Raw genomic sequence first — 25,019 nt, 5'->3', positions numbered from 1 at the left:
GCCGGGCCGCCGGGCCGCCGTCCGACACGCGCCGCGCCGCCCGGCGCTCCATCGTGCGGACCCGCGACGACCGCCTTACTCTCGGTGCAGAGATCGCCGCCGAGGTCCGCACGGCCGGGCCGCCCGGCGCCCCGGAGGCCGTGCTCCGCCGCCGGGGCGCCGCGTCCGCCGCAGCCACCTCGTTACGAGACCGGAGACCGGAGGCACCACCCATGCCGGAGCTGTTCATCGGCGGTCAGTGGACCGCAGCGGCCGACGGGCAGGTGCGTGAGATCCGCTGTCCGGCGGACGGCACGCTGGTCGCGACCGTCGACGAGGGCGGTCCGAAGGACGCGGCCGCGGCCGTCGCCGCCGCCCGTACGGCCTTCGACGACGGGCCGTGGCCCCGGACCCCGGCCGCCGAGCGCGGCCAGTTGGTGCTGCGCGTCGCCGACCTGCTGCGACGCGACAAGGACGCGCTGGCCAGGGCCGAATCCCTGGACACCGGCAAGCGGCTGGTCGAGAGCGCGTACGACATGGACGACATCGCCAACTGCTTCCGCTACTTCGGCAACCTCGCCGCGGCCGGCGGCAACGACCGGGTGGTGGACGCGGGCAGCGCCGAGGCGGACAGCACGGTGCGGCACGAGCCGGTCGGGGTCTGCGCGCTGATCACCCCGTGGAACTACCCGCTGCTGCAAACCGCCTGGAAGGTCGCCCCCGCCCTCGCCACGGGCAACACCATCGTCCTCAAGCCCAGCGAGCTGACCCCGCACACCGCGATCCACCTCATGCGGCTGCTGGCCGAGGCCGGGCTGCCGGACGGCGCCGCCAACCTGGTGCTGGGCACCGGGCCCCTGGTGGGTGCGCCGCTGACGGAAGACGTACGGGTGGACATGGTGTCGTTCACCGGCGGGCTGGCCACCGGCCGGCGCATCATGGCCGCGGCGGCGCCCACCGTGAAGAAGATCGCCCTCGAACTGGGCGGCAAGAACCCCAACATCGTGTTCGCGGACGCCGATTTCGAAGCGGCCGTCGACTATGCCCTGATGGCGGTGTTCCTGCACTCCGGGCAGGTCTGTTCGGCGGGCGCCCGGCTGCTCGTGCAGGACGATCTGCACGACGCGTTCGTCGACGAACTGGTCTCCCGGGCCCAGCGCATCCGGCTCGGCGGCCCCTTCGACGAACACGCCCGTAGCGGCCCGCTCATCTCCGCGGAGCACCGCGCGAAGGTCGAGGCGTATGTGACGGCGGGGCTGGAGGAGGGCGCCGTGCTGCTCTGCGGTGGTTCGGCGCCGGACGACCCGGCCCTGGCCGACGGCTACTACTACCTGCCGACCATCCTCGACGAGTGCACCCCGGACATGTCCGTCGTCCGCGACGAATCGTTCGGCCCGGTGCTGACCGTCGAGCGGTTCCGCGACGAGGCGGAGGCGGTCTCGCTCGCCAACGACACGGTCTACGGCCTGGCCGGGGCGGTGTGGACGCAGGACAGCGAGCGGGCCCACCGGGTCGCCGGCCGGCTGCGCGCCGGAACGGTGTGGATCAACGATTTCCACCCCTACGTGCCACAGGCCGAATGGGGCGGCATGAAGCAGTCCGGCATCGGCCGCGAGCTGGGGCCCGCCGGAATGGGTGAGTACCAGGAAGCCAAGCACATCTGGCGCAATACCGCACCGCGGCCGCAGAGGTGGTTCGAGTGAGCGATTCCGGCCCCGATCCCGTACGCCCGGGCACCCGGGCCGACGGTTCCCACGACGACGACTCGCTCAGCGAACTCGGCTATCAGCCGCAGCTCAAACGCACGCTGGGCAACTTCCACACCTTCGCGGCCGGCATCAGCTACATCTCCATCCTCACCGGCACCTTCCAGCTCTTCTACTTCGGTATCAGCAACGGCGGCCCGGCGTACTGGTGGTCGTGGCCGATGGTCTTCCTCGGCCAGCTCATGGTGGCCCTGTGTTTCTGCGAGCTCGCCGCCCGCTATCCCGTCGCCGGGTCGATCTACAACTGGGCCAAGCAGCTCGGCGGTCCGCATGTCGGCTGGCTCGGCGGCTGGATGATGCTGACCGCCACCATGGTCTCGCTGTCCGCGGTGGCGCTCGCCTACCAGGTGACGCTGCCGCAGATCTCCTCGTGGTTCCAGTTCATCGGTGACGGCACCGGCAGGACCGACGCCGCGGCCAACGCCGTCCTGCTGGGCACGGTCCTGGTGGCGTTCACGACGCTGGTCAACGCGTTCGGCGTCAAGCTCATGGCCTGGATCAACTCCGCGGGCGTCGCCATCGAGCTGATCGCCGCGATCGTGCTGATCATCCTGCTGGCGGCGCATCTGACCCGCGGCCCCAGCGCGGTGACCGAGACGTTCGGGCTGGGCCGCGGCGAGAGCCTCGGCTACTTCGGCGCGTTCCTGACCGCGTCCCTGGCCTCCGCCTACGTCATGTACGGCTTCGACACCGCCTCCTCGCTCGGTGAGGAGTCCAAGGACCCCGGCCGCAACGCGCCGCGCGCCATCCTGCGGGCCCTGGTCGCCTCGTTCTTCATCGGCGGGCTCATCCTCCTCTTCGCGCTGCTGGCGGTGCCCGACCTGCACGCCAAGGAACTGTCGGTGGACGGCCTGCAATTCGTGGTGCTCTCCACGCTGGGCTCGACCATCGGTCAGATCGTGCTGTGGTGTGTGGTCATCGCGATCACCGTGTGCGAACTGGCGGTGCACACCGCCGGCATCCGGCTGGCGTTCGCGATGGCCCGCGACAACAACCTGCCCGGCGCCTCGCTGCTCGCGAAGGTCAGCCCGCGCTTCCAGACCCCGGTGCTGCCCGCGGTCATCATCGGCCTGGTGGCGGTCGGCATCCTCTTCCTCAACGTGAACCAACCGCAGATCTTCTCGGTGATCACCAGCATCGCGATCATCATGATCTATCTGGCGTACCTGCTGGTCACCCTGCCGATGCTCATCCAGCGGCTGCGCGGCAACTGGACCCCGGTCAAGGGGAAGTTCTCCCTGGGGAAGTTCGGTCTGCCGGTGAACGTCCTCGCCGTCCTGTGGGGCGCCGGCATGTCCGTGAACCTCGCCTGGCCGCGCGCCGCCGTCTACAACGCGACCGGCCCGCAGCACTGGTACCTGCGCTGGGGCGCCTTCTTGTTCGTCGGGGTCGTGGCGCTCGGCGGCTTCGCCTACTACTGGTTCGTCCAGCGCAAGCGCACGGGTGTCCTGGCCGGCCACGCCGTCGACGTCCCGGACCCCGACCGGCCTCCGAATCCCTGACTGGAGAAGGCACGATGCCCCAACAGGCGCCCGCGGGCGACCCTACGGACGACGTTCCGCCGGACACCTTCGACTACGTCGTGGTCGGCGGCGGGACGGCGGGCGCCGTCGTGGCGGCCCGGCTCAGCGAGGACCCGGCCGTCAGCGTCTGCGTCCTGGAGGCCGGCCCCTCCGACGTCGGCGATCCCAACGTCCTGCGCCTGGACCAGTGGATGGCGCTGCTCGAATCCGGCTACGACTGGGACTATCCCGTCGAACCGCAGGAGAACGGCAACAGCTTCATGCGGCACGCCCGCGCCAAGGTCCTGGGCGGCTGCTCGTCGCACAACTCCTGCATCGCCTTCTGGGCACCGGCCGAGGACCTCGACGAGTGGGCCGCGAAGGGCGCCACGGGCTGGAGCGCGGCGGACTGCTTCCCCCTCTTCCAGCGGCTGGAGACCAACGACGCCCCCGGCGACCACCACGGCCGCTCCGGCCCGGTCACCCTGCGCACCGTCCCGCCCCGCGACCCGTGCGGCGTGGCGCTCCTGGAGGCGTGCGCGGCGGCCGGCATCCCGACCACCCCGTTCAACACCGGTCGGACCGTCATCCGCGGCGCGAACTGGTTCCAGATCAACTGCCGGCCCGACGGCACCCGTTCCTCCGCCTCGGTCTCCTACCTCCACCCCGTGCTGGGACGGCGCCCGAACCTGGAGGTCCGTACCGGCCTCCAGGCCAAGCGCCTGCGCTTCGACGCCGACCGGCGCTGCACGGGCGTCGACTACCTCGCCCCCGACCTGTTCCGCACCCGCACGGTCGGCGCCCGCCGCGAGGTCATCGTCTCGTGCGGCGCCATCGACTCCCCCAAGCTGCTGATGCTCTCGGGCATCGGCCCGGCCGACCACCTGCGTGACGTGGGCGTGCGGCCCCTGGTCGACTCCCCCGGCGTGGGCTCCGGCCTCCAGGACCACCCGGAGGGCGTGATCATGTGGGACGCCAAGCAGCCGATGGTCACCTCCTCCACCCAGTGGTGGGAGATCGGCATCTTCGCCGACACCGAGCCGGGCCTGGACCGCCCCGACCTGATGTTCCACTACGGCTCGGTGCCGTTCGACATGAACACCTACCGCCGCGGCTACCCCACCTCGGAAAACGCCTTCTGCCTCACCCCGAACGTCACCCGCGCCCGCTCCCTGGGCACCGTCCGCCTGCGCACCCGCGACTTCCGCGACAAGCCCAAGGTCGACCCGCGCTACTTCACCCATGAACACGACATCCGGGTGATGACCCACGGCCTGCGCCTGGCCCGCGACATCGTCTCCCAGGCCCCCATGGCCGACTGGGCCGGCGCCGAACTCGCCCCCGGCCCGGACCTGCGCACCGACGACGAACTCCTCGACTACATCCGCACCACGCACAACACCGTCTACCACCCCGCCTGCACCGTCCAGATGGGCGCGCCCGCCGACCCCACCACCCCTCTGGACCCCCAGCTCCGCGTGCAGGGCGTCACCGGCCTCCGCGTCGCCGACGGCTCGGTCATGCCGTTCCTGACCGCCGTGAACCCGTGCATCACGACGATGATGATCGGCGAGAAGTGCGCGGACATGATCCGCGGCGGGTGAGCACGCGGAGACGATCCGCGCGAGCGGGACCCGAAGACCCCCATACACGAAAAGACCCCACATGATGTGGGGTCTTCGTCGGGATTCTCGTGAAATCCGCTGGTGTCCGAGGGGGGACTTGAACCCCCACGCCCGATAAAGGGCACTAGCACCTCAAGCTAGCGCGTCTGCCATTCCGCCACCCGGACCAGGTGTCATCGGCGCGGGGCGTTGCCCGCGGCGACATGGACAACAATACCAAGGTTTCGGAGTGCCTTTCACCTGCGTATCCGGGCGAGACATAAGCTCGATTTATGGGCAATGAGGGATACGTCGCACCTCGTCGCGGGCCTCGCAGGCCGAGGGCGCTCTCGCCGTTGCGGGAGCATCTGCGGGACACGTTCTGGTTCGCGCCGACGGTGGGGCTCCTCTGCGCACTGCTGCTGTGGTGGGGCGCCTCCGAGCTGGATCTGGCGATCGTCGCGTATTTGCAGGAGATGAAGGCGTACGACGACGTCCGGGATCTGGTCTCGATCGCCGAGGACGCCAAGACGATCGTGACGACGATCAGCTCGGCGATGATGACCTTCATCGGTGTGGTGTTCAGCATTTCGCTGGTCGCGGTGCAGATGGCCAGTGGGCAGCTCACGCCCCGGGTGGTGCGGATCTTCGTCCGGAGCCGGATCAGCAAGTTGACGCTCACCGTGTTTCTGGCGACGTTCCTGTTCTCGCTGCTGGTGCTCACCTCGTACGAGAGTGAGACCGATGTGCGGCGGGTCACCTCGGTGCCGTTGGTGCAGAGCCTGCTGACCATGGTGTTGGTGGTGCTGAGCCTGGTGCTGTTCATCGCGTATGTCTCGGCCACGCTGCGGCTGATGCAGGTGGGGCCGGTCGTCGACCGGATCGCGCGGGAGTCCTTCCGGATGCTGGCGCGGCAGCCGGCGGGTGACCGGGACGAGGCGGCACCGGCTCCCGAGACGGCCCGGGTCGCGCATCACGGGCGGGCCGGGGTGCTGCTGGACGTGAATGTGGCGCGCCTGGTGCGGGCCGCCCGGCGCCAGGGTGTGGTGTTGCGGCTGCTGCCCCGGATCGGGGATTTCGTGGTGCCCGGGACGCCGCTGCTCGCCGTGCACGGTGGGGCGGCGCCGCCCCGGCGGGCGCTGCGGTACACGGTGTCCGTGGGCGTGGAGCGCACCTTCCACCAGGACCTCGGGCTGGGGCTGCGGCAGTTGTCGGACATCGCGCTGCGGGCGCTGTCGCCGGCGGTGAACGATCCGACGACGGCCGTGCAGTGTCTGGACCGGATCGTGCAGTTCCTGGCGACGGTGGTGGAACGGCCGCTGGGGCAGGTGCACTACCGGGACGGCAAGGGGGTGGTGCGACTGGTGCAGGACGTTCCGGAGTGGCGGGATCTGGTGGATCTGGGTTTCGCGGAGATCCGGGCGTACGCGGTGGGCAGCCCGCAGGTCACGCGGCGGCTGCTCGCCGGGATCGACGACCTGCTGCTGCTCGCGCCCCCGGCGCGCCGGGATCCGCTGGCGCGGCACCGCACGCTCCTGCTCCAGGCGGTGGAGCGTACGGCGCCGACGGCCGCCGAGCGGCGGTTCGCCTCGCACCCGGACCGTCAGGGGATCGGGTAGGGGGATCGGGTGGTGAGCTCTACGGCATGAGGTGGTGGTCGGGGAAGTTGCCGGGCAGCCGCTCGGTGGCCGGGCCCTCGGTCACGGCACGGACGAGGAGGGCGCCGCCGACGAAGGCGCCGCTCCAGGAGTTGCCGAAGCCGCCGAAGAGTTCGTCGCGGTCGCCGCGCGAGCGGGGCGTGCCGTGGCCGACCTTGAAGGCGCGGATCTGGGGTGCGAGACGCGCGTAGGTCTCCTCGTCGTCGCAGGACAGGGTGGCCACCAGCGCGCCGTTGCTGGCGTTCATGGCGGCGAGGAGTTCGGCTTCGGTGTCGACCAGGACGACGGTGTCGACGGGGCCGAAGGGTTCGGCGTGGTGCAGGGGTGAGGAGGGCGGCGGGGCCAGGAGGGTGGTCGGGGGGAGGTAGGCGGAGGTGTCCTGGGCGGACAGGAAGCGGCCGTCGGCGAGGCTGCCGCGGTGGAGGGGGACGGCGCCCCGGGAGATCGCCTCGGTGGTGAGGTCGGCGAGTTCCTTGGCTTTGGCCGCGTTGATCAGGGGGCCGAAGTCGAGTTCGGGGAGCGGGTCGTCGGGGGCCGCGACGGCCAGCGGATGGCCGAAGCGGACGGCGCGTACGGCCGGGAGGTAGGCGGCCAGGAAGTCGGCGAAGGCGGCGCGCTGCACGACGAAGCGGGGGTAGGCGGTGCAGCGCTGCTTGGCGTAGTCGAAGGTCTTGCGCAGGAGAGGGGTGAGGGACTGCCAGTCGGTGTGGTTCCAGATGCCCCAGGCGTTGAGGCCCTCTTGTTCGAGGATGTGGCGTTTGCCGAGGTCGGCGACGGCGGTGGCGACGCGGGCGCCGGTGTCCCGGCCGCCGACGAAGGAGACGCAGCCGATCTCGGGCGAGCGGACCAGGGCGGGCGAGAGGTGCCGTCCGCTGCCGCTGACGAGGGTGACCGGGACGCCTTCACGGGCCGCCAGGGCACAGGCGAGGGTCAGGCAGGACAGGCCGCCGTCGGTGGGTGTCTTGGCGATCACCGCGTTGCCGGCCAGCGCCTGGACGAGCAGGGCGTGGACGAGGACCGACATCGGGTAGTTCCAACTGGCGATGTTGCTGACCGGGCCGGACAGCGGGGTGCGGTCGGCGAGCATCCCGTCGATCTCGCCGACGTACCAGTGGACGCCGTCGATGGCGCGGTCGACGTCGGCCCGGGCGAGTTTCCAGGGTTTGCCGATCTCCCAGACGAGGAGCAGGGCGAGCAGGTCGCGGTGCGCGGTGAGAGCGTCGAGGGTGGCGCGGACGCGGGCCTTGCGGTCGGCGAGGGGTACGTGGCGCCAGGCGCGGTGCTGGTCGAGGGCGGCGCGTACGGCGTGCCGGGCGGTGTCCGCGTCGAGGAGGGGCGGCCCGGCGATCGGTGTGCCGTCGAGGGGGCTGGTCGCGGCCGGCGGATCGCCGTCCGCCCGCCAGGCGCCCGCCCAGAGGTTGCCCACCCGGTCGTCATGGAACGCCTCGGGGGCGGCGGCGCGGGCACGTCGCCAGGCGTCGGGCCAGGAGGTGCCGGGTTTGAGGGCGAGGGGGTGGGCGTGGGGGCGGGGGTGGGCCGGGGTCGAGGTCGCGGCCGCCGGGCTCAGGGGTTCCGGGGCCGAGGTCGGGGCCGCCGGGCTCAGGGGTTCCGGGGCCGGGGTCGGGGCCGCCGTGGGTTTCGGGCGCGGGTCGGGATTCGTACCGCGGGTGGGTGCCATCGTTCATCTCCGCTCTCGGTGCACAGCCGGAGGGGCAGGGTGGTGGCGCTCGGGCGGCTCCGGTGGGGAACCGCGTGTTACCGGACGGTAGTGGCCCGTGGCGGTGCGGTGGGACGGTCCCGGGTCAGGTATGGCGAGGGTCACTCATGGCGGGGTGGAGTGGGCGCGCCGTACGGGGCCGGGCGGGACGGGAGCGACGCGTGGGGCGTCGGCCGGGGGCAGGCGTGCCGAGGGGGGCGGTGGGGCTTCCGGGGGCCAAGTGGCGGTGGGGCGGGGGGATGTGACGCGGGTGGCCCGGGATTCGGGTGGCTTTGCCCGGCGGATTCAGGTGGCTGCGTCCGGACCGTTCAGGTCGCCGTGCCGGGCGGATTCGGGTGGCCGTGCCCGGTGGATTCAGATGGCCGTGTCCGGCGGATTCAGGTAGCTGTGCCCAGACGGTTCAGGTCGCCGTGCCGGGCGGATTCAGGCTGCCGTGCCCGGCGGACGACGGCCGGGTGGGGCAGCCGGGGGCCGTGGCCGGGCGTCCGGGCCCTTGTGGTGGGCGGCGTCGCTCTCAGTCGGCGGTGGGGCGGGCCGGCTGCTCATGGGTGCGGTCGGCGATCGCGCGGTGGTGGCGGACGACCTCATCGATGATGAAGTTGAGGAACTTCTCGGCGAACGCCGGGTCCAGGCGGGCGTCGGCGGCCAGGGTCCGCAGCCGCTCGATCTGCGCGGCCTCGCGGGCCGGATCGGCGGGCGGCAGGCTGTGCCGGGCCTTGAGCTCGCCGACCTGCTGGGTGCACTTGAAGCGCTCGGCCAGCAGGTGCACCAGGGCGGCGTCCAGGTTGTCGATGCTGCTGCGGAGGTAGAGCAGCCGCTCGCGGGCCGCCTGGTCGGCGACGGAGGCCACGTCGTCGGCCACCGGTGCTGTCCCCTCGCTCATGCGCGTCTCGCCTTTTCGTCGTCCGGGTTGCGTGATCGCCTGCACATTACCGGGCCGGGGGCGTACGGACCGGAGGGTCTCGCGGACCGGACGGGAGGGGAGGGCGGAAGGGCGCGCGGGCCGGGCCCTCTTTCAAGGGCCCGGCCGCGCCGTACGCCCGGCAGCGGGATCCCCCACAGAGCCCGCCACCGGGCCGCTCATGCCGGGCGGCGTCGGTGCACCGCTTCCGGACTCCCTTCTACCCGGGATGGCCGGGAAGCCACCTCATTCGCGCACAGTTCTTGGCTCACGCCCTGTCGACTCGGCCCACAACGCACCATCCGCAGCCCAACTCGGGGAAGGGTAAGGGGACTTGATCGGCGCGTGCGCCGTTCAGGCACGGCCGTCGGCGGGCCGCTTTTCCCCGGCGGGGCGGCCGATTTGCCCGGTGGGGCGGCCGAAGTCCATCCGCAGGTCCCGCAGCGCCAGGCTGATCAGCGGTCGACGGCGTCCCGCGAGGTATCCCAGCGGGCCGGTGGCGGGGAAGACCCAGTGCGCGCGGCAGAGTTCCCCCTGGGCGCTGAAGCGGACGGGGGTGGTCTTCAGGGCGCCCGCCAAAGTCTGGGCGATCCGGCCGGAGACCCGTAGCCGGCCGGGCAGCCGTACCCGGCGCCGGAAACGGGCCGCGCAGATCCGGCCGCGCTCCTCGCGTGCGGCGGCCGTCAGACCCGCGTCCCGGGTGAGGGTGAACGCGGCGAGCTCCTTGGGCAGGCCCCACAGTTCCCGGCCGCCCGCGCGGGAGACGTCGCTGTCCACCCAGATGTCGGTGACCGACGGCATCAGGCGCCGGCCGTGCCGTACGAAGACGGCGGCGAGCACTTCGTTGTAACGCAGCACGCCGCCGCCCTCGTAGACGACCCAGGCGGTGGCGACCACGGCCCGGCCTGCGAGGACGAGAGGGCGGGTGCCGGGCGGCGGTCCGCCGGGCAACCGCTCCCGGGGCACCAGCCATACGGAGAGGTGGAGCTGCCCTTGAAGGTGCCACGGCTCGGCGGGATAGCGCGGGGGCGTCGGGAGGGGCGGTGTCGTGAGGGGTGTCATGGGGTTTCCCTGCCCGGTGCGGAGCGGGTGGACTCGGGGCTCCGGGTGACTCGGGGCTACCACGGGGCCGGAGCCGGCAGGGCCTCGACCGCGGGCTCGCGCGCGCTCCCCGTGCAGGAGAATGAGACGGGCGGGGCAGCGTGGCAGGCCATGGACCAGCCGCCCACGGCCGTGCACCCAGCCGGACTAAGGACGGAACTGATCAGACATGGGACGGGTCACCGAACGACGCCGCGTCATCCGCGTCCGCGACGGCGCCGTGAGCACGCGCCCCGACACCCTGGTGGCCGAGGAGCCGCTGGAGATCCGCCTCGGCGGCAAACCGCTGGCGATCACCATGCGGACGCCGGGTGACGACTTCGCGCTCGCGGCGGGCTTCCTCGTCAGCGAGGGGGTACTGGCGGCCGCCGACGACCTGGCGAACATCGTCTACTGCGCGGGCGCGACCACGGACGGCTCGAACACCTACAACGTCGTCGACGTCCGGCTCGCCGACGGCGTGCCCGTGCCGGACATCAGCCTCGAACGCAACGTGTACACCACCTCCTCCTGCGGGCTGTGCGGCAAGGCCAGCCTCGACGCGGTCCGTACGACCGCCCGCTGGGCTCTGGACGCTTCCCCGGCGGCCTCCCCCCGGATCACCGCGGCGACGCTGGCCGCCCTCCCCGACCGGCTGCGGGCGGCCCAGCGCGTCTTCGACCGGACCGGCGGGCTGCACGCCGCCGGCCTGTTCTCCGCGGACGGCGAACTCCTGGACGTGCGCGAGGACGTGGGGCGTCACAACGCCGTGGACAAGATCGTCGGGCGGGCGCTCCAGCAGGGGTTGCTGCCGTTGTCGTCGTGCGTCCTGATGGTGTCCGGCCGGGCGTCGTTCGAGCTGGCGCAGAAGGCCGTGATGGCGGGCATCCCGGTCCTCGCGGCGGTCTCCGCGCCGTCCTCGCTCGCGGTCGATCTGGCCGTGGAGACGGGGCTGACCCTGGTGGGGTTCCTGCGCGGGACTTCCATGAACGTCTACGCGGGCGAGCACCGCCTGGCCCTGCCGGCTTCGTCAGGGACAGGCTGAGGGCACGGCTTTCCCGGTCACCGCTCGCCCCGGGGCAACCACCCACCCCGGGGCACGGGTTACTCCCCGGCACCGCTCACTCCCCGGGCACCGCTCCCCCGAGCACCGCTCACTCCCCCGGCGCCACGATCTTCGTGAGCAGCGCGACCAGTTGCTCGCGCTCGGCGGGCGTCAGGGCCTCGGTCAGCTCCGCGTTGGCCCGGTCGCCGAGCCGTTGGGTACGCCGCAGCCGCCGACGGCCTTCCGCCGAGACCTCGACGGCGTTCTTGCGCCGGTCGCCGGGGTCGGGGGTGCGGGTGACCAGACCCTCCTTCTGGAGGTCGTTGACGAGCGCGACCATGTCCTTGGGGTCGATGCCCAGCGTCCGGCCCAGCTCCGCCTGGGAGACGGGCCCGAGTTCCGCGACGGCCGACAGCACGGCGTGGTGCGTCATCCGCATGCCCTCGGCGGCCAGCGCCTCGGCGACGAGCCGGTGGCCGCGGGCGGCCGCCCGGCCCAGCAGCCAACTGGGGAGCGCGCGGATACGGCTGGGGGCATAGGGGATCTCGGCCATGGGAGCAGCGTAGCGAGGAAGCGGAATCCGTGGGTGCCCCCAACGAAGAGGGCGGGAACCGGGGAGAGAAAACCATTGGCTCGCCCAATGAAATCCGGTTATCGTTGGGGAACCCAATGAAAGTGAGCGGTCGGCGGGCGCCGATCGCCGACCCCTGGGAGGTGCGCACCCATGCGCCGAGTCCGATTCCATGCCTACGGCGGCCCCGAAGTCCTGCGCGTCGAGGAGTGCGAGGCCCCCGTGCCCGGCGCCGGTGAGCTGTTGGTGCGTACGGAGGCGATCGGCGTGACGCTGCCGTCGGTACGGCGCGTGCGCGGCGACGGCAAGGGCGGCGGCGATCCGCTGCCCGGTGTCCTCGGCGGGGAGATCGCGGGTGAGGTCCTCGCCCTCGGCCCGGAGGTCACCGGCTTCGCGGTCGGCGACCGCGTCACCTCGCTGCCCCTCAAGGGCTCGTACAGCGAACTCGCCGTCGCACCCGCCGCCCTGACGAGCCGCATACCCGACGGGGCGAGCGCCGTCCTCGCGGTCGCGCTGGTGCGCGGCGGGCATGTGGCGCTCGCCGCGCTCAGCACCGCCGCGCCCGTCGGCGCCGAATCCGTCCTGATCACCGGCGCGGCCAGCGGTACCGGCCATCTCGCCGTGCAGCTCGCCAAGCTCCGGGGCGTGCCCCGGGTGGTGGCCGCCGTCAGCTCCGCGGCGAAGGCGGAGTTCCTCTACGGACTGGGCGCCGATGAGGTGGTGACGTACGACCAGGAGTCCTGGGGCGAGCCGGTGGACATCGTGCTCGACGGCGTCGGCGGCGATCTGCTGCCCCGCGCGCTCGCGGCGCTCGCCCCCGGCGGCCGGCTGGTCTTCTTCAACTCCGGTGGCGGCACGGTCCCCGCCTATGAACTGCTGGCGGGCGCCAAGACCATCACGGGGCTGACGATGCGGCGCTTCTCCACCGTCCACCGGGAGCTGTACGACGCGCACCACGCCGAGCTGTGGGAACGGGCCGGGGCGGGGCGGCTGCGGGCCGCCGTGCACGCCGAACTGCCGCTGGCGCGGGCCGCGGAGGCGCACGCGATCATCGAGGCGCGGGCCAACGTGGGCAAGGTCGTACTTCGGCCGTGAGGCGTCCGGCTCCCGGCGTCCTGGGGATGTCCCGGCCGCCGCGCGTCGCTCTCAGGCCCTGGGGCCCGTCACGGCGGCCGGGGCGCCGCCACCCGAGTCGGTGACCCACGCCCCGGGACCGGCCTCCTCCGGGGCCTCGGCTCCCACCGGCGTGGCCTCAACGCCCCGCGCCGCGTACCGCTTCGCCAGCACCGCGCACACCATGAGCTGCATCTGGTGGAAGAGCATCAGCGGCAGTACGGCGAGTCCGGCCTGGGCGCCGAACAGGACGCTGGCCATCGGGAGTCCGGCCGCCAGGCTCTTCTTCGAGCCGGCGAAGGTGATCGCGATCCGGTCCTCGCGCCGGAAGCCGAGTTTCCTGGAGCCGTAGGACGTGCCGGTGAGCATCACGGCCAGGAGGACGGCCTCCACCCCCAGCAGGCACAGCAGGCGCGGCGGCGAGACCTGGTGCCAGATGCCCTGGACCATGCCGGCGCTGAAGGCGGTGTAGACGACGAGCAGGATCGAGCCGCGGTCGACGTAGCCGAGCGGCTTCTTGTACCGGGTAAGGAAGCCGCCGACCCAGCGGCGCAGCAGTTGCCCGGCCACGAACGGCAGCAGGAGCTGGCAGCCGATCGACAGCAGCGAGCCGGCCGAGAAGCCGCCGCCATGGCTGTGCAGGACCAGCCCGGCGAGCAGCGGGGTCAGCACGATGCCGGCGAGGCTGGAGAACGATCCGGCGCATATCGCCGCCGCGACATTGCCGCGGGCCAGGGAGGTGAAGGCGATGGAGGACTGGACGGTGGAGGGCACCAGGCACAAGAACAGCAGGCCGGTGTAGAGGGTGGGCGGCAGGACGTACGGGACCAGGCCGCGGGCGGCCAGGCCGAGCAGCGGGAACACGGCGAAGGTGCAGGCCAGGACCGTGAGGTGGAGCCGCCAGTGGCGCAGCCCGGCCATCGCCTCGCGGGTGGAGAGCCGGGCGCCGTAGAGGAAGAAGAGCAGGGCCACGGCCCCGGTGGAGGCGCCGTCGGCGACGCTCGCGGCCGGTCCGCGCGCGGGCAGCAGGGCGGCCAGGGCCACGGTGCCCGCCAGCGCCAGGAGGTATCCGTCCACGGGCAGCCAGGAGGGCAGGGTGGGCAAGCGGGGGCGCATGGGCTCTCTTCGGTCGGGGGGCTCGTGGGCGTGGTCGGCGACGGCTCCCCTCCCGAGCGATGACGGTCGAGGCGCCGGGCGTGGCTGGAACTGTGCCGTCTCCAGGGTGCCGGTCAGGGCGGCGATCGGGAAGCCCGTTTACCGTGGTGACTGTCATCGCGGATCGCGATGAGCGTGCTCCTGTGATGCGAGGAGAGGGCCGTGTTCGATCCCGTACAGCTACGGACCTTTCTCACCGTGGCGCAGACGCTCAGCTTCACCCAGGCCGCGCACCGCCTGGGGCTGCGGCAGTCGACGGTCAGCCAGCACGTGCGGAAGCTGGAGGAGGCGGCCGGGCGGCGGCTCTTCGCGCGCGATACGCACGCGGTGGAGCTGACCGAGGACGGTGAGGCGATGCTCGGCTTCGCCCGGACGATCCTGGAGGCCGACGAGCGGGCCGCGAACTTCTTCGCCGGGACGCGGCTGCGCGGCAGGCTGCGCTTCGGCGCGTCGGAGGACTTCGTGCTGACCCGGATGCCCGAGGTGCTGGAGGGGTTCCGGCGCGAGCACCCGGAAGTCGATCTGGAGCTGACGGTGGAGCTGTCGGGGACGCTGCACGAGCTGTTGGCGGCCGGCCGGCTCGATCTGGTCCTCGCCAAACGGCGCCCGGAGGAGGCACGCGGGCGGCTGGTGTGGCGCGACCGGCTCGTGTGGGTGGGCGCCGAGCGGTTGCGGCTGGACTCCGGTCGGCCGGTCCCGCTGGTTGTTTTCCCGCCGCCCGCGGTGACCCGCGCCCGGGCGCTGGAGGCGCTGGAGCGTCAGGGCCGGGAATGGCGGATCGCGTGCACCAGCGGCAGCCTGAACGGGCTCATCGCGGCGACCCGGGCGGGCCTGGGCGTCATGGCGCACACGCTCGGCATGATCCCGCCGGGCCTGGTGCGGATCGGGCCGCGCGCGGGCCTGCCGGAGCTGGGCGGTGTGGATTTCGTGCTGCTGTACGGGCGGCTGGAGGGTTCGGCGAGGGGCCCGGCGGAGGCGTTGGCCGACGCGATCCTGGCGGGCGGGGACCGGCTGCAACTGCCGTAGCCGTGCCGGTCCGCCGGCCACCCGGAGCGGGGGCGCGCCATGCCCGGGGCGGGTGCAGAGATTTGGTGCAGATGATGTCCGGACATCGTGAGCGTTCGGCGCCGAAAACCCCTGGATCATGTCGCCCTTCTCCGAACTCACCCGATTTGGCCGGTTGGCCGCTTCCCGTACCATCTCTCTCACGCCGTGGTACGGCACTCCCTTCCGCCGCCGCCTTGGGGTAGCGTCGCGGCCTTGTGAGGAGCACCACGAGGAGCTGGGTCATTGCGCGAGTTCACCGTCCCGCCTTTGGCGACCGCGCCCCGGGTCGGCGGGCTGGCGGACGCCGTCTTCGATCATGCCGAATCCGAACCGGGACGGGTCGCGCTCGCGCGTAAGGACGAGGCGGGCCGCTGGGAGAACGTCACCGCCGCGCGGTTCCGCGACGAGGTGATGGCGCTCGCCAAGGGCCTGCTCGCCCAGGGTGTCCGGTTCGGTGACCGGATCGGCATCATGGCGCGCACCCGCTACGAATGGACCCTGTTCGATTTCGCGCTGTGGTCCGTGGGCGCCCAGTCCGTCCCGCTGTACCCGACCTCCTCCGCGGAGCAGGTCTTCTGGATGCTGCACAACGCGAACGTCACGGCGTGCCTGGTCGAGCACGAGGACCACGCGATGACCGTCGGCTCGGTCATCGACCGCCTCCCCCAACTGCGCAAACTGTGGCAGCTCGACGCCGACCCGGTGGCCGAGCTGACCGCCGCCGGGGCGCACATCGACGACGAGGTCGTGCACCGCCACCGGATGGCCGTCACCCCGGACGCCACCGCGACGATCATCTACACCTCCGGCACCACCGGCCGCCCCAAGGGCTGCGTCATCACGCACGCCAACTTCATGGCCGAGTCGGACAACATCGTCCTGCGCTACGAGCGGGTCTTCCACTCCAAGCCCGGCGACGAGGCCGCCACCCTGCTCTTCCTCCCCCTGGCCCACGTCTTCGGGCGGATGGTGCAGGTCGCCGCCATCCGCGGCCGGGTCAAGCTCGGCCACCAGCCCGAGCTCGTGGCGAGCGCCCTGCTGCCCGACCTCCAGACGTTCCGCCCCACCTTCATCCTGGCCGTGCCGTACATCTTCGAGAAGGTCTTCGCCGCGGCCCGGCGGCGGGCGGAGGCGGACGGCAAGGCGGGGGCGTTCGACAAGGCCGCCGATGTCGCGGTGCGCTACGCCGAGGCGCTGGAGAACAAGGCGTTCGGCCTGGCCTCGGGCCCGAGCGCCTCGCTGCGGATGCAGCACCAGCTCTTCGACAAACTCGTCTACAGCAAGGTCCGCGAGGCGATGGGCGGCCGGGTGCGGCACGCCATGTCGGGCGGCTCGGCCATGGAACGCCGGCTGGGGCTGTTCTTCGCCGGCGCGGGCGTGACGATCTACGAGGGCTACGGCCTGACGGAGAGCACGGCGGCCGCCACCGCGAACCCGCCCGAGCGCACCCGCTTCGGCACCGTCGGCACGCCCGTACCCGGCACGACCGTGCACATCGCGGAGGACTCCGAGATCTGGCTGTACGGCGGCCAGATCTTCCACGGCTACCACAACGACCCCAAGGCGACCGACGCCGTGCTGCACGACGGCTGGTTCGCCACCGGGGACCTGGGGGCGCTGGACGAGGACGGCTATCTGACGATCACCGGCCGCAAGAAGGAGGTGCTGGTCACCTCGGGCGGCAAGACGGTCTCGCCGGTGGCGCTGGAGGACCGGGTACGGGCGCATCCCCTGGTCGCCCAGTGCATCGTCGTCGGCAACGACCGGCCGTTCATCGCCGCCCTGGTCACGCTCGACCCCGAGGCGGTCACGCACTGGCTGGCCATGCGCGGCAAGCCGGAGCTGGCACCGACCGAGCTGGTGCGCGATCCGGACCTGGAGACCGAGATCCGGCGTGCCGTGGTCGCCGCCAACACGCTGGTGTCGCAGGCCGAGTCGATCCGCACGTTCCGGATACTGGCTCACCAGTTCAGCGAGGAGCACGGCCTGCTGACGCCGTCGCTGAAGCTCAAGCGCAAGGCGATCGAGGCGGCGTATTCGGTCGAGGTGGACGCGCTCTACAGGTCGTGACCGGCGGGCGCCGCGCGCCCGCCCCGGCCCGGCCGCCTCCCCCGTGCGGCGGAGCCGGTTCATCCCCCGGCCCGACGTGCGGCGTGCCGGGCCGCAGAAGACTCCGCCCCATGGAAAACCGTCGTCTCACCCTGCTCGGCCGGACCGCCGTCGCCGCCTGCGCCCCGTATCTCGCCCTGAAGCTGCTGTGGGTGGTGGGCTTCGACATCGGCGTCGTCGACATGCGGGGCATCGGCCGCACGACGTGGGTCGCGGCCAACGCCTTCACCTTCCTCCTCGACGCCGTCGCCGCCCTCGTGGCGTACACCCTCAGCCGGCCGGCGGGCCACCGCGCACCGGCCTGGCTGCTGGCCTTCCCGCTGTGGATGGCGTCCGGGCTGCTCATCCCGCTGTTGCTGGGTGTCTCGGGCGGCACCCTCGCCGGCCTGGTCAGCGGCGCGCCCCACCCGATGCTCGCCGGCGACTTCCTTCAGCCGTGGGTGTTCGCCGTCGTCTACGGAGGATTCCTGATCGAGTGCCTGACCCTGTGCGGCGCGTTCTGGGTGTACGCGCACCAGCGGTGGGGCACGCTGCTGCGCCGCCCGCTGCGCGACCTGCCGGACACCGGAACCCGAGCGGTGCAGCGGGTGTTCGCCGTCCCCGCCGCCGTACTGATCGCCGCCTTCGGTGTCGTACGGCTGATGTGGGCGATGGGAGCCGAGGTGGGCGTGACGGGGCCGGGGGCGCCCGCCCGTACCGTCATCACCGCGGCCTCCGACTGGTCCGGTGGCCTGCTCGCGCTCGCCGGTGCCGCCGGCGTCCTGCTGCTCCTCTTCCCCCGGTCGCTGCCCCGCGGCGGGCCGCTCGCCGGGCTGCGCGTACGGACGCCGCTGGCGCTGGCCTGGACCGGTTCGGCGGCGGTCTTCGCCACGGGCGGCTGCCTGTGGCTGGCGGAGTCGGTGGGCGCCGTGCTGTCCGGCGGCGCGGCGCCCGCCGGCCTGATCGGCCTCAGCGGTGCGGCGGACCTCTTCAGCGGTCTGGTGGTGCTCTGCGCCGGCGCGTTCACGCTGTGCGAACTGACCGCGGTGGGCCGGCCCCTCCGAGGGGCGCGGGAATGTCCGGCGGCGGATGATCGTTGACGTACCGGAACACGAAATGTCGACGTAAGGATCGAATCACCCGTGAGCAAGGTCCCCTCCATCACGCTCAACAACGGCGTCGCGATGCCCCAGCTCGGTTACGGCGTCTGGCAGATCCCGGACGACGAGGCGTTCAGTGCCGTCGGCACCGCGTTGGACGCCGGCTACCGCAGCATCGACACCGCGGCGATCTACGGCAACGAAGAGGGCACGGGCAAGGCCCTCGCCGCCTCCGGCATCGACCGTGACGAACTGTTCGTGACGACGAAGCTGTGGAATTCCGAGCAGGGCTACGACGCCACGCTCCGCGCCTTCGACCTCTCCCTCAAGAAGCTGGGCCTGGACCACGTGGATCTGTATCTGATCCACTGGCCGCTGCCCGCCAAGGACCTGTACGTCGACACGTACAAGGCTTTCGAGAGGATCTACGCGGACGGCCGCGCGAAGGCCATCGGCGTCTCCAACTTCCAGCCCGCCCACCTGGAGCGGCTGCTGGGCGAGACGTCCGTCGTCCCGGCGGTCAACCAGATCGAGCTGCACCCGCGGTTCCAGCAGGCCCAGGCGCGTGCCTTCCACGCCGGGCGCCGCATCGCCACCGAGGCGTGGTCGCCGCTCGGCCAGGGCAAGGGCCTCCTCGAGGAGCCGGTGATCGCCGAGCTCGCCGCGAAGCACGGCAGGACACCGGCCCAGGTCGTGCTGCGCTGGCACCTCCAGCTCGGCAACGTCGTCATCCCCAAGTCGGTGACGCCGTCGCGGATCGAGGAGAACATCGACGTCTTCGGCTTCGAGCTGGACGACGCGGACCTCGCGGCCGTGGCCGGCCTCGACGCGGGCAAGCGCCTCGGCCCGGACCCGGACACCTTCGACGTGGCCTGATCCCGCCTTCCGTACGACGCCGCCCGGCCGGTCCGGGCGGCGTCGCGTCGTGTGTGCGGGCGCCCGCGGTGGTGCGTGACGGGGTGTGGAGCAGCGCGGCGGCGTCCGAGTGGCGAGCCCGGCGGGCGCCGGGAAGTGTGGGAAACGAGGGGAATTCCCCGCGCCCGGCCCTCGGGCACGCACCGCTTCCAGGAGGCATCGATGCCTGACGTGACCACGCCCTACCCGACGGGAACGCCCTGTTGGGTCGACCTCGCCGCCCCCGACCAGAAAGCCGCCCTCGACTTCTACGCCGGCCTCTTCGGGTGGACCGGCGAGGTCGGGCCGTCGGAGACCGGCGGCTACGCCGTCTGTGAGCACCGGGGCAAACCGGTGGCCGGCATCATGGCCGCGGTGCCCATGGGTGACCAGCCCGCGCCGCCGACCGTGTGGACCACCTACCTGGCGAGCGGCGACGCCGAAGCCACCGCCCGGGCGGTGGGTACGGCCGGCGGCACCGTGGTCTTCCCCGCCATGGACGTCATGACGCTCGGTCGGATGGCCGTGGCGGCCGACCCCACCGGCGCGGTGTTCGGCATCTGGCAGGCCGTGGACTTCCCGGGCGCCGGCGTCGTCAACGAAACCGGCGCCGTGGTGTGGAACGAGTTGAACACCACGGACCGGGACGCCGCGGCCGACTTCTACAAGGCGGTCTTCGGCCTGGAGGCGGCCGCCATGGAGAGCGCCGACGACTACTTCTCCCTGACCGCCGAAGGCCGGGTCGTCGGCGGGCTCCAGCAGATGCCGGCGGGCATGCCGGCCGGGACGCCCTCGCACTGGCTGACGTACTTCGCGTCGGTGGACGCCGACGAGACGGTGGCGAAGGTGCGGGCGGGCGGCGGCTCGGTGCTCCAGGAACCGTTCGACACGATGGCGGGGCGCATGGCCGTCGTGAGCGACCCGCAGGGTGCGACGTTCGCCGTGATCACCCCGAAGCCGATCTAGCCGATCCAGCCGGTCGAGGCGGCCCGCGCGGTGGACGCCCGGCGCTCCCCGGCCTGGACGGCGGCGCGCGGCGGCTACTGGGCGCGGGCCGTGTGCACGGTGTGGGCGGACAACAGAAAGACATCGGGGCGGCGGGTGACGCCCGCCGCGTCACCCGGGTCGGTCAGGCGGGCCACGGTGGTCAGGTCGTCCTGGTCGAGTCGGTCGCCGTACCGCTCGACGGCGCGGGCGAGATGGGCGAGCAGGTAGTCGCGTGCGGCGGTGGACAGCGGCGCGGGCAGGTCCAGCAGGAAGCTGCGGGTGCGCGGGGTGCGCAGGCCGGCGTCGGCGAGGAAGGCGGGCCAGTCCTCGATGGCGTTCGCCGCGTCCGGCAGCGCCGCGCGCATCTGGGTGAACCACTCCTCACCGACCGCGTCGAGACGGGACTGGAGCCCCGGGCGGCCGATGCCGATGTCGCGCGGCAGGAAGCGGGGGGCGAGACCGCCCTCGGCGATGGCGAGCAGGCCGCCGGGCCGCAGATGACCGGCCAGGGCGGCCACCGCGCCCCGCTGGTCGCCGACGTGGTGCAGCGCCTTGCTCGACCAGATGAGGTCGGCGCCGCCGAGGGCGTCGAGCCCGTCGGGGACCTCGGCGCGATGGGTGTGGACGCGGTCGCCGAGTCCCAGCCGTACGGCGCGGGCGCGGGCGCGTTCCAGGAGGGCCGCGGCCGGGTCCACCGCCACGACTTCGGCGGCGGGGAAGGCCCGTGCGAGCAGGCAGCTCACGACGCCCGGTCCGCTGCCGACGTCGAGCACCCGGCGGACCCTGCCGGGCCCGGTCCCGCCGTCGGTGGTGAGCAGGTCGCGCAGCCACGCCGCGGCCTGCTCGTAGAACGGCGTCTGGAGTTCGGCGCCCCGCTCCAGGAGCGGGCCGAGCACCTCCCAGTCGATGTGCGCGGTGTCGGGCGCGTGCCCGTGCGGGTGGATGTCGGCGCGGTCGTCGGGGTAGGTGCGGGGGGCTTGGCCGAGCGGGACGGCGGCGGTCGGGGGAAGGGCGCCGACCGGTCCGGGGCGGGGGTGGTCGCTCATGACATCGAGCCTCCGATACGGGCGTTATCCGGGCAATCCGTCCCGCCGGTCCGCCAACCCCCGATTCCGGCCGGTCCGCCGGCTCACCGTAGGGTCTGGCCTGTGGGTACTCCAGGATGGATGCCGCCGACCGATACGGAACGGCGGCTGTGCGAAGCGACGGCGCGTGGTGACGGGGAAGGACAGGTCGCGGCGATCGCCGGCGAGGATCTGTATCTGGCGGTGCCGCAGCAGGGTCAGGACCCGCTGCCCGTCTACGACGATCCCGCGACGGGCGGTAAGTGCATTCCCGTCCTGACGCGCGGCATGCTGCCGCCGTGGCACCCGCAGCAGTTTTTCGACCGGGTCTCGCTGGACGACCTGGCCCAGGACTGGCCCCACGACAAATGGCGGCTCGCGGTCAATCCGGGAACGCCCTGCGCCGCGTATCTGGCGGCGTCACCGGCGCACCGGGCCGCCTGGACGCGGCTGCGGGCACGGATCGGGGTGCGGCCCGGCGGGTTGCTGACCACGCATCTGGCCGGCCCGCTGCACGGTCCGCTCGCGCGGGGGCTGGCCTGCGGGGCGCCGCTCGCGGTCCAGCACAGCGTGCCGTGGAACGAACTGGGCACCGCCTTCCTCGACCACGCCACGGACGCCCAGTCACTGCGCGAGCAGTGGTCGGTGACCGATCCCGCCACCTGGCGGCAGCGGCTCGACCACCTGCTGGGCGGCGGTTTCGTACCGGCCGACACGGAAGCGGCACTGCGCGCCCGGGCGAGCGAAGCGGGGGAAGGCGTCAAGGCGGGCGTCGACAAAGACTCCGAGACAGGGGGCATGGAAGGCTCCGCGGGTGACCGGGCGGTCGCGGCGGACGGCTCCGGGGCCACCGCTACGGCGCCCGCGATCCCCGAGCTGGTGAGCCGGTACGAGGAGCGGTTCCGCGCGGACGGACTGCTGCCGGCGGACGGCCACGTGGTGTCCCTGGTCGCGCTGGACCTCGCCCACGCGGTGGCCCTGGTCCGCTGGGGCCTGGGCGCGCGGCTGTGCGCACCGCCCGAGGCCGAGCAGGCCGTGCAGGCGGCCGGGGCACGGGCCGCCGAGGCGTACGGCTCGTGGGAGGAGTTCGCCGCCGGCTACGCGCTGGGGCGGATGCTGGCGTTCGACAACGGCTGGTTCGGCCCGCAGTACGCCGAGGCCGTCCACGTCCACCGCGTGCTCACCCAGGACCCGGCCTCACCCTGGCGCGGCTTGGCCTTCGCCTGTTGATGATGGGCAGCATCGGGGTACGTGCCGCCGCGCGCGGAACGTAGGAGAGGGGACGGACACGTCATGGGCTCGAACGGTATGCGCGGCGACGACGGCAGGGAGGACGGCGAGTCCGCCCGAACGGCGCGGCCGACGTGGGCGCAGTGCCGCACCGCGCTGCGCCGTACGCCGCTGTCGGTCTGGAACGACGATGTGACGGACTGGGCGGCGAGCCTGACGTACTACTCGGTGCTGGCGCTGCTGCCGTCGCTGATCGTCACGGTCTCGCTCATCGGGCTCGCCGATCCGGCGGCCACCGAGCAGCTCATCAACCACCTCGCCGCCCTCGCTCCCGCCGAGTCCGGGCCCACGGTGCGCCGCGCCCTGGTGACGATGGCCCATCAACAAGCGGCCGCCTGGGTGGTGGTGAGCGGCGCGATGATCAGCGCGCTGTGGTCCTCGTGCAGTTATCTGGCGGTCTTCCGCCGGGCGCTGCACGCCATGCACCGTACGAAGGACGACCGGCCGCCGTGGCGCAAGGCGCCGCGCATTCTGGCGACGGCGTTCCTGCTCATGGCCCTGTTGATCACCAGTGCGGTGGCGCTGATCGTGAGCGGGCCGCTGGCCGGCGCCGTCGGCCGGGCGCTCGGGCTGAGCGCATCGGGCGAGACGGGCTGGAACGTGCTGAAGTGGCCGCTGTTGTTGCTGCTGGCCATCGTGTTGGTGATGGTGCTGTTCCGCTCCGGGCCGCCGAGTTCTCGAGGCGTCCGGCGGGCGGCGCCGGGCGGGCTCGTGTCGGTACTGCTGTGGCTGGTGTCCTCGGGCGCCTTCGCGATCTACGCCTCGTACGTCGGCACCTTCAACCGGCTCTACGGCTCGCTGGCCGGCCCGGTCGTCTTCCTGATCTGGCTGTGGTTCTCGCACCTGTCGCTGCTGTCGGGCGCCCAGTTCAACGTGGAGCTGCTGCGCGCGGGGCGGGTCGTGAAGGTCCGCGACGACGGCTGACGGGGCTGACGGCGCGCTCCTCCGTGGTCGAACCGCCCATGGCGGCAGGGTCGCGGGGCCCGGAGGGGCGCTGGGCCCGGCGGCGGTCGTCGGTTACCGTCCCTCCCATGACGACTGCCGCGGCGCTCTCGCCGAAGACCGCCGGAGTGGGGGCGCTGCTGCGCGAATGGCGCGACCGTCGGCGGATCAGCCAGTTGGAGCTCGCGCTGCGCGCCGACTCCTCCGCCCGCCACATCAGTTTCATCGAAACCGGCCGGTCCCGGCCGAGCCAGGAGATGGTGCTGCGGCTCGCCGAGCACCTGGACGTCCCCGTGCGGGAGCGCAACGCCCTGCTCATCGCGGCCGGTTACGCGCCGACCTATCCGGAGACGCCGCTGGACGACCCGGCGATGGACGCCCTGCGCGCGGGCATGGAACGGCTGCTGACCGGATACGAGCCGTTCCCCGCGCTGGTGGTGGACGGCACCTACCACGTACTGGCCGCGAACCGGGGCATCGCCATGCTGCTGGAAGGGGTCGACGCGGACCTGCTGCGGTCGCCGATGAACGCCATGCGGATCACCCTCCACCCGGCGGGGCTGGCGCCGCGGATCCGCAACTTCCTGGAGTGGCGCGGTCATCTCCTCGCCCAGATGGAGCGGCAGTTGGCGCTGCTGCGGTCCGCGCCGCTGCGCGCGCTCTACGACGAGGTGAGCGGCTATCCCCTGCCCCCGGGCGGGCGGGAGACGGCGGCCGGGGGCGAGCACCCGCCGTTCGCGCTGCCCATGCTGATCGAGCACGACGGCGCGGTGCTGTCGTTCACTTCGACCATCGCGACCTTCAACACCCCGATGGACGTGACCGTCTCGGAGCTCGCCGTCGAAACGTTCCTGCCCGCCGACGCGGCGACCGTCGCCCACCTGCGGCGGCAGGCCCCCTAGTCCGCCCTCGCACCGCGCCGCGCACCGCGGCTCACGCCGCCGGCACCCGGTCCAAGAACCCCAGGACGGTGCGGATCCGGCCGTCCTCGGCCAGGCGCACCGCGTCGAAGCCGGCGACCGGCGCCGATCCGTCCGCCACCGCGACCAGCTCCCAGCCGAACCGCGCGACGTCGTGGTGCCCGTCCACGTCGCCCGTCGGCCGGAACACGAACCCGGGGAACTGCGCGTGCGCCCCGGCGATCACCGCGGCGATCCCGTCATGGCCGGTGACGTCGGCCAGCGGGTCGGTATAGCTGCCGTCCTCGGTGAACGCCGCCGCCACCGCCTCGGCGAGCGCGCCCGCCCCGGTGGCGTTCCACGCCTCGAAGTACCGGGCGACGGCGGCCGCGTAACGGTCACCGGGCCGCGCGGTGGCCTGCGCCTGGGTGGTCCGCTGCTCGTGCTGCGTCATGAGGGCTCCTTGGGTCTGCCGGTGCCGGTGGCACGGGTGTCGGGAGCGGGGGGGGGGGGGGGGGGGGGGGGGGCGGGGGGGGGGGGCCCCCGAAGGCTCGGAGGGGGGGGGCGGGGGGGCTTCCCCGGGGGGAAGTATCGGAGTCAGGGGACCTTCCCCCCCC

At 72.7% G+C, this 25,019-nt stretch carries 21 protein-coding genes and 1 tRNA gene; 14 read left to right on the top strand and 8 right to left on the bottom strand.

Annotated elements, in window-relative coordinates; genetic code table 11:
* Positions 1-212: 212 nt before the first annotated feature.
* The 3 genes from ACZ45Z_RS01015 to ACZ45Z_RS01005 are packed head-to-tail and all read left to right on the top strand — an operon-like array spanning position 213 to position 4,851.
* Entirely contained in the window at positions 213-1,682 is a 1,470-nt protein-coding gene (locus ACZ45Z_RS01015; protein ID WP_468354114.1) for an aldehyde dehydrogenase family protein, read from the top strand.
* Positions 1,679-3,247 carry an APC family permease gene (locus ACZ45Z_RS01010; protein WP_468354112.1) on the top strand — a complete coding sequence of 523 codons (1,569 nt, stop codon included), beginning with the start codon at positions 1,679-1,681 and terminating at the stop codon, positions 3,245-3,247. The genes ACZ45Z_RS01015 and ACZ45Z_RS01010 overlap by 4 nt, the downstream gene beginning before the upstream one ends.
* A 14-nt stretch (positions 3,248-3,261) precedes the next feature.
* The gene (locus tag ACZ45Z_RS01005) at positions 3,262-4,851 is read left to right on the top strand and encodes a GMC family oxidoreductase (RefSeq protein WP_468354110.1); all 1,590 of its coding nucleotides are present in this window, start codon (positions 3,262-3,264) and stop codon (positions 4,849-4,851) included.
* Between the two features lie 100 nt (positions 4,852-4,951).
* On the opposite strand, the gene ACZ45Z_RS01000 is transcribed toward ACZ45Z_RS01005, so the two are convergent.
* Positions 4,952-5,039 (bottom strand) — tRNA-Leu (locus ACZ45Z_RS01000).
* A gap of 105 nt (positions 5,040-5,144) precedes the next feature.
* Between ACZ45Z_RS01000 and ACZ45Z_RS00995 the strand changes: the two genes are divergently transcribed.
* Positions 5,145-6,470 (top strand): DUF2254 domain-containing protein, encoded by a 1,326-nt coding sequence (locus tag ACZ45Z_RS00995; protein WP_468354108.1) that lies wholly within the window; start codon positions 5,145-5,147, stop codon positions 6,468-6,470.
* 19 nt (positions 6,471-6,489) lie between these two features.
* On the opposite strand, the gene ACZ45Z_RS00990 is transcribed toward ACZ45Z_RS00995, so the two are convergent.
* The 3 genes from ACZ45Z_RS00990 to ACZ45Z_RS00980 form a co-directional block, all read right to left on the bottom strand.
* Positions 6,490-8,187: an aldehyde dehydrogenase family protein gene (locus ACZ45Z_RS00990; protein WP_468354106.1), complete on the bottom strand. Its 1,698-nt coding sequence runs from the start codon at positions 8,185-8,187 to the stop codon at positions 6,490-6,492.
* Positions 8,188-8,740: 553 nt separating this feature from the next.
* Positions 8,741-9,109 (bottom strand): chorismate mutase, encoded by a 369-nt coding sequence (locus tag ACZ45Z_RS00985; RefSeq protein WP_468354104.1) that lies wholly within the window; start codon positions 9,107-9,109, stop codon positions 8,741-8,743.
* Between the two features lie 372 nt (positions 9,110-9,481).
* Positions 9,482-10,189: an acetoacetate decarboxylase family protein gene (locus tag ACZ45Z_RS00980; protein WP_468354102.1), complete on the bottom strand. Its 708-nt coding sequence runs from the start codon at positions 10,187-10,189 to the stop codon at positions 9,482-9,484.
* A 208-nt stretch (positions 10,190-10,397) separates the two neighbouring features.
* Here ACZ45Z_RS00980 and fdhD point away from each other — a divergent pair, with 208 nt between their 5' ends.
* Positions 10,398-11,252 (top strand): formate dehydrogenase accessory sulfurtransferase FdhD, encoded by an 855-nt coding sequence (gene fdhD, locus ACZ45Z_RS00975; protein WP_468354100.1) that lies wholly within the window; start codon positions 10,398-10,400, stop codon positions 11,250-11,252.
* A gap of 109 nt (positions 11,253-11,361) precedes the next feature.
* Here fdhD and ACZ45Z_RS00970 read toward each other — a convergent pair whose 3' ends face one another.
* Complete coding sequence (locus tag ACZ45Z_RS00970) at positions 11,362-11,805, bottom strand: MarR family winged helix-turn-helix transcriptional regulator (RefSeq protein ID WP_468354098.1); 444 nt, start codon at positions 11,803-11,805, stop codon at positions 11,362-11,364.
* A gap of 171 nt (positions 11,806-11,976) precedes the next feature.
* Between ACZ45Z_RS00970 and ACZ45Z_RS00965 the strand changes: the two genes are divergently transcribed.
* Positions 11,977-12,918, top strand: a complete 942-nt coding sequence (locus tag ACZ45Z_RS00965; protein WP_468354096.1) for a quinone oxidoreductase family protein — start codon at positions 11,977-11,979, stop codon at positions 12,916-12,918.
* A gap of 51 nt (positions 12,919-12,969) precedes the next feature.
* Here the strand turns inward: ACZ45Z_RS00965 and ACZ45Z_RS00960 are convergent, their stop codons facing one another.
* Entirely contained in the window at positions 12,970-14,052 is a 1,083-nt protein-coding gene (locus tag ACZ45Z_RS00960; protein ID WP_468354094.1) for a bile acid:sodium symporter family protein, read from the bottom strand.
* 201 nt (positions 14,053-14,253) lie between these two features.
* On the opposite strand from ACZ45Z_RS00960, the gene ACZ45Z_RS00955 reads away from it, so the two are divergent.
* The 5 genes from ACZ45Z_RS00955 (at position 14,254) to ACZ45Z_RS00935 (ending at position 20,186) form a co-directional block, all read left to right on the top strand.
* The gene (locus tag ACZ45Z_RS00955) at positions 14,254-15,117 is read left to right on the top strand and encodes a LysR family transcriptional regulator (RefSeq protein WP_468354092.1); all 864 of its coding nucleotides are present in this window, start codon (positions 14,254-14,256) and stop codon (positions 15,115-15,117) included.
* Between the two features lie 264 nt (positions 15,118-15,381).
* Entirely contained in the window at positions 15,382-17,208 is a 1,827-nt protein-coding gene (locus ACZ45Z_RS00950; RefSeq protein WP_468354090.1) for an AMP-dependent synthetase/ligase, read from the top strand.
* A 110-nt stretch (positions 17,209-17,318) separates the two neighbouring features.
* Positions 17,319-18,326, top strand: a complete 1,008-nt coding sequence (locus ACZ45Z_RS00945) for a hypothetical protein (RefSeq protein ID WP_468354088.1) — start codon at positions 17,319-17,321, stop codon at positions 18,324-18,326.
* Between the two features lie 42 nt (positions 18,327-18,368).
* A complete protein-coding gene (locus ACZ45Z_RS00940; protein ID WP_468354086.1) occupies positions 18,369-19,202 on the top strand; it encodes an aldo/keto reductase in 834 nt (277 codons plus the stop codon).
* 201 nt (positions 19,203-19,403) lie between these two features.
* Positions 19,404-20,186 (top strand): VOC family protein, encoded by a 783-nt coding sequence (locus ACZ45Z_RS00935; protein ID WP_468354084.1) that lies wholly within the window; start codon positions 19,404-19,406, stop codon positions 20,184-20,186.
* Between the two features lie 74 nt (positions 20,187-20,260).
* On the opposite strand, the gene ACZ45Z_RS00930 is transcribed toward ACZ45Z_RS00935, so the two are convergent.
* Positions 20,261-21,253, bottom strand: a complete 993-nt coding sequence (locus ACZ45Z_RS00930) for a class I SAM-dependent methyltransferase (protein ID WP_468354082.1) — start codon at positions 21,251-21,253, stop codon at positions 20,261-20,263.
* Positions 21,254-21,373: 120 nt separating this feature from the next.
* Here ACZ45Z_RS00930 and ACZ45Z_RS00925 point away from each other — a divergent pair, with 120 nt between their 5' ends.
* From ACZ45Z_RS00925 to ACZ45Z_RS00915, 3 genes are all read left to right on the top strand, one after another.
* Positions 21,374-22,501 (top strand): DUF1266 domain-containing protein, encoded by a 1,128-nt coding sequence (locus tag ACZ45Z_RS00925; RefSeq protein WP_468354080.1) that lies wholly within the window; start codon positions 21,374-21,376, stop codon positions 22,499-22,501.
* Positions 22,502-22,564: 63 nt separating this feature from the next.
* Entirely contained in the window at positions 22,565-23,485 is a 921-nt protein-coding gene (locus tag ACZ45Z_RS00920; protein ID WP_468354078.1) for a YihY/virulence factor BrkB family protein, read from the top strand.
* 107 nt (positions 23,486-23,592) lie between these two features.
* Complete coding sequence (locus tag ACZ45Z_RS00915) at positions 23,593-24,405, top strand: helix-turn-helix domain-containing protein (RefSeq protein WP_468354076.1); 813 nt, start codon at positions 23,593-23,595, stop codon at positions 24,403-24,405.
* 31 nt (positions 24,406-24,436) lie between these two features.
* Here the strand turns inward: ACZ45Z_RS00915 and ACZ45Z_RS00910 are convergent, their stop codons facing one another.
* On the bottom strand, positions 24,437-24,856 hold the full coding sequence (locus ACZ45Z_RS00910) for a nuclear transport factor 2 family protein (protein WP_468354074.1): 420 nt from the start codon (positions 24,854-24,856) through the stop codon (positions 24,437-24,439).
* Positions 24,857-25,019: the final 163 nt, after the last annotated feature.

This window comes from Streptomyces sp. NPDC031210, from assembly GCF_055570395.1.
The sequence above is the reverse complement of the archived record's forward strand: the minus strand, read 5'-3'. Positions and strand labels throughout refer to the sequence as shown.

What these genes read in the sequence shown, in the direction of transcription:
- ACZ45Z_RS00970 (WP_468354098.1), bottom strand. Translation starts at nt 11,805, where the DNA reads ATGGCCGAGATCCCCTATGCCCCCAGCCGTATCCGCGCGCTCCCCAGT.
- ACZ45Z_RS00945 (WP_468354088.1), top strand. Translation starts at nt 17,319, where the DNA reads ATGGAAAACCGTCGTCTCACCCTGCTCGGCCGGACCGCCGTCGCCGCC.
- ACZ45Z_RS00925 (WP_468354080.1), top strand. Translation starts at nt 21,374, where the DNA reads ATGCCGCCGACCGATACGGAACGGCGGCTGTGCGAAGCGACGGCGCGT.
- ACZ45Z_RS00915 (WP_468354076.1), top strand. Translation starts at nt 23,593, where the DNA reads ATGACGACTGCCGCGGCGCTCTCGCCGAAGACCGCCGGAGTGGGGGCG.
- ACZ45Z_RS00985 (WP_468354104.1), bottom strand. Translation starts at nt 9,109, where the DNA reads ATGAGCGAGGGGACAGCACCGGTGGCCGACGACGTGGCCTCCGTCGCC.
- ACZ45Z_RS00935 (WP_468354084.1), top strand. Translation starts at nt 19,404, where the DNA reads ATGCCTGACGTGACCACGCCCTACCCGACGGGAACGCCCTGTTGGGTC.
- ACZ45Z_RS00960 (WP_468354094.1), bottom strand. Translation starts at nt 14,052, where the DNA reads ATGCGCCCCCGCTTGCCCACCCTGCCCTCCTGGCTGCCCGTGGACGGA.
- ACZ45Z_RS00980 (WP_468354102.1), bottom strand. Translation starts at nt 10,189, where the DNA reads ATGACACCCCTCACGACACCGCCCCTCCCGACGCCCCCGCGCTATCCC.
- fdhD (WP_468354100.1), top strand. Translation starts at nt 10,398, where the DNA reads ATGGGACGGGTCACCGAACGACGCCGCGTCATCCGCGTCCGCGACGGC.
- ACZ45Z_RS01015 (WP_468354114.1), top strand. Translation starts at nt 213, where the DNA reads ATGCCGGAGCTGTTCATCGGCGGTCAGTGGACCGCAGCGGCCGACGGG.
- ACZ45Z_RS01005 (WP_468354110.1), top strand. Translation starts at nt 3,262, where the DNA reads ATGCCCCAACAGGCGCCCGCGGGCGACCCTACGGACGACGTTCCGCCG.
- ACZ45Z_RS00965 (WP_468354096.1), top strand. Translation starts at nt 11,977, where the DNA reads ATGCGCCGAGTCCGATTCCATGCCTACGGCGGCCCCGAAGTCCTGCGC.
- ACZ45Z_RS00995 (WP_468354108.1), top strand. Translation starts at nt 5,145, where the DNA reads ATGGGCAATGAGGGATACGTCGCACCTCGTCGCGGGCCTCGCAGGCCG.
- ACZ45Z_RS00910 (WP_468354074.1), bottom strand. Translation starts at nt 24,856, where the DNA reads ATGACGCAGCACGAGCAGCGGACCACCCAGGCGCAGGCCACCGCGCGG.
- ACZ45Z_RS00930 (WP_468354082.1), bottom strand. Translation starts at nt 21,253, where the DNA reads ATGAGCGACCACCCCCGCCCCGGACCGGTCGGCGCCCTTCCCCCGACC.
- ACZ45Z_RS00990 (WP_468354106.1), bottom strand. Translation starts at nt 8,187, where the DNA reads ATGGCACCCACCCGCGGTACGAATCCCGACCCGCGCCCGAAACCCACG.
- ACZ45Z_RS00920 (WP_468354078.1), top strand. Translation starts at nt 22,565, where the DNA reads ATGGGCTCGAACGGTATGCGCGGCGACGACGGCAGGGAGGACGGCGAG.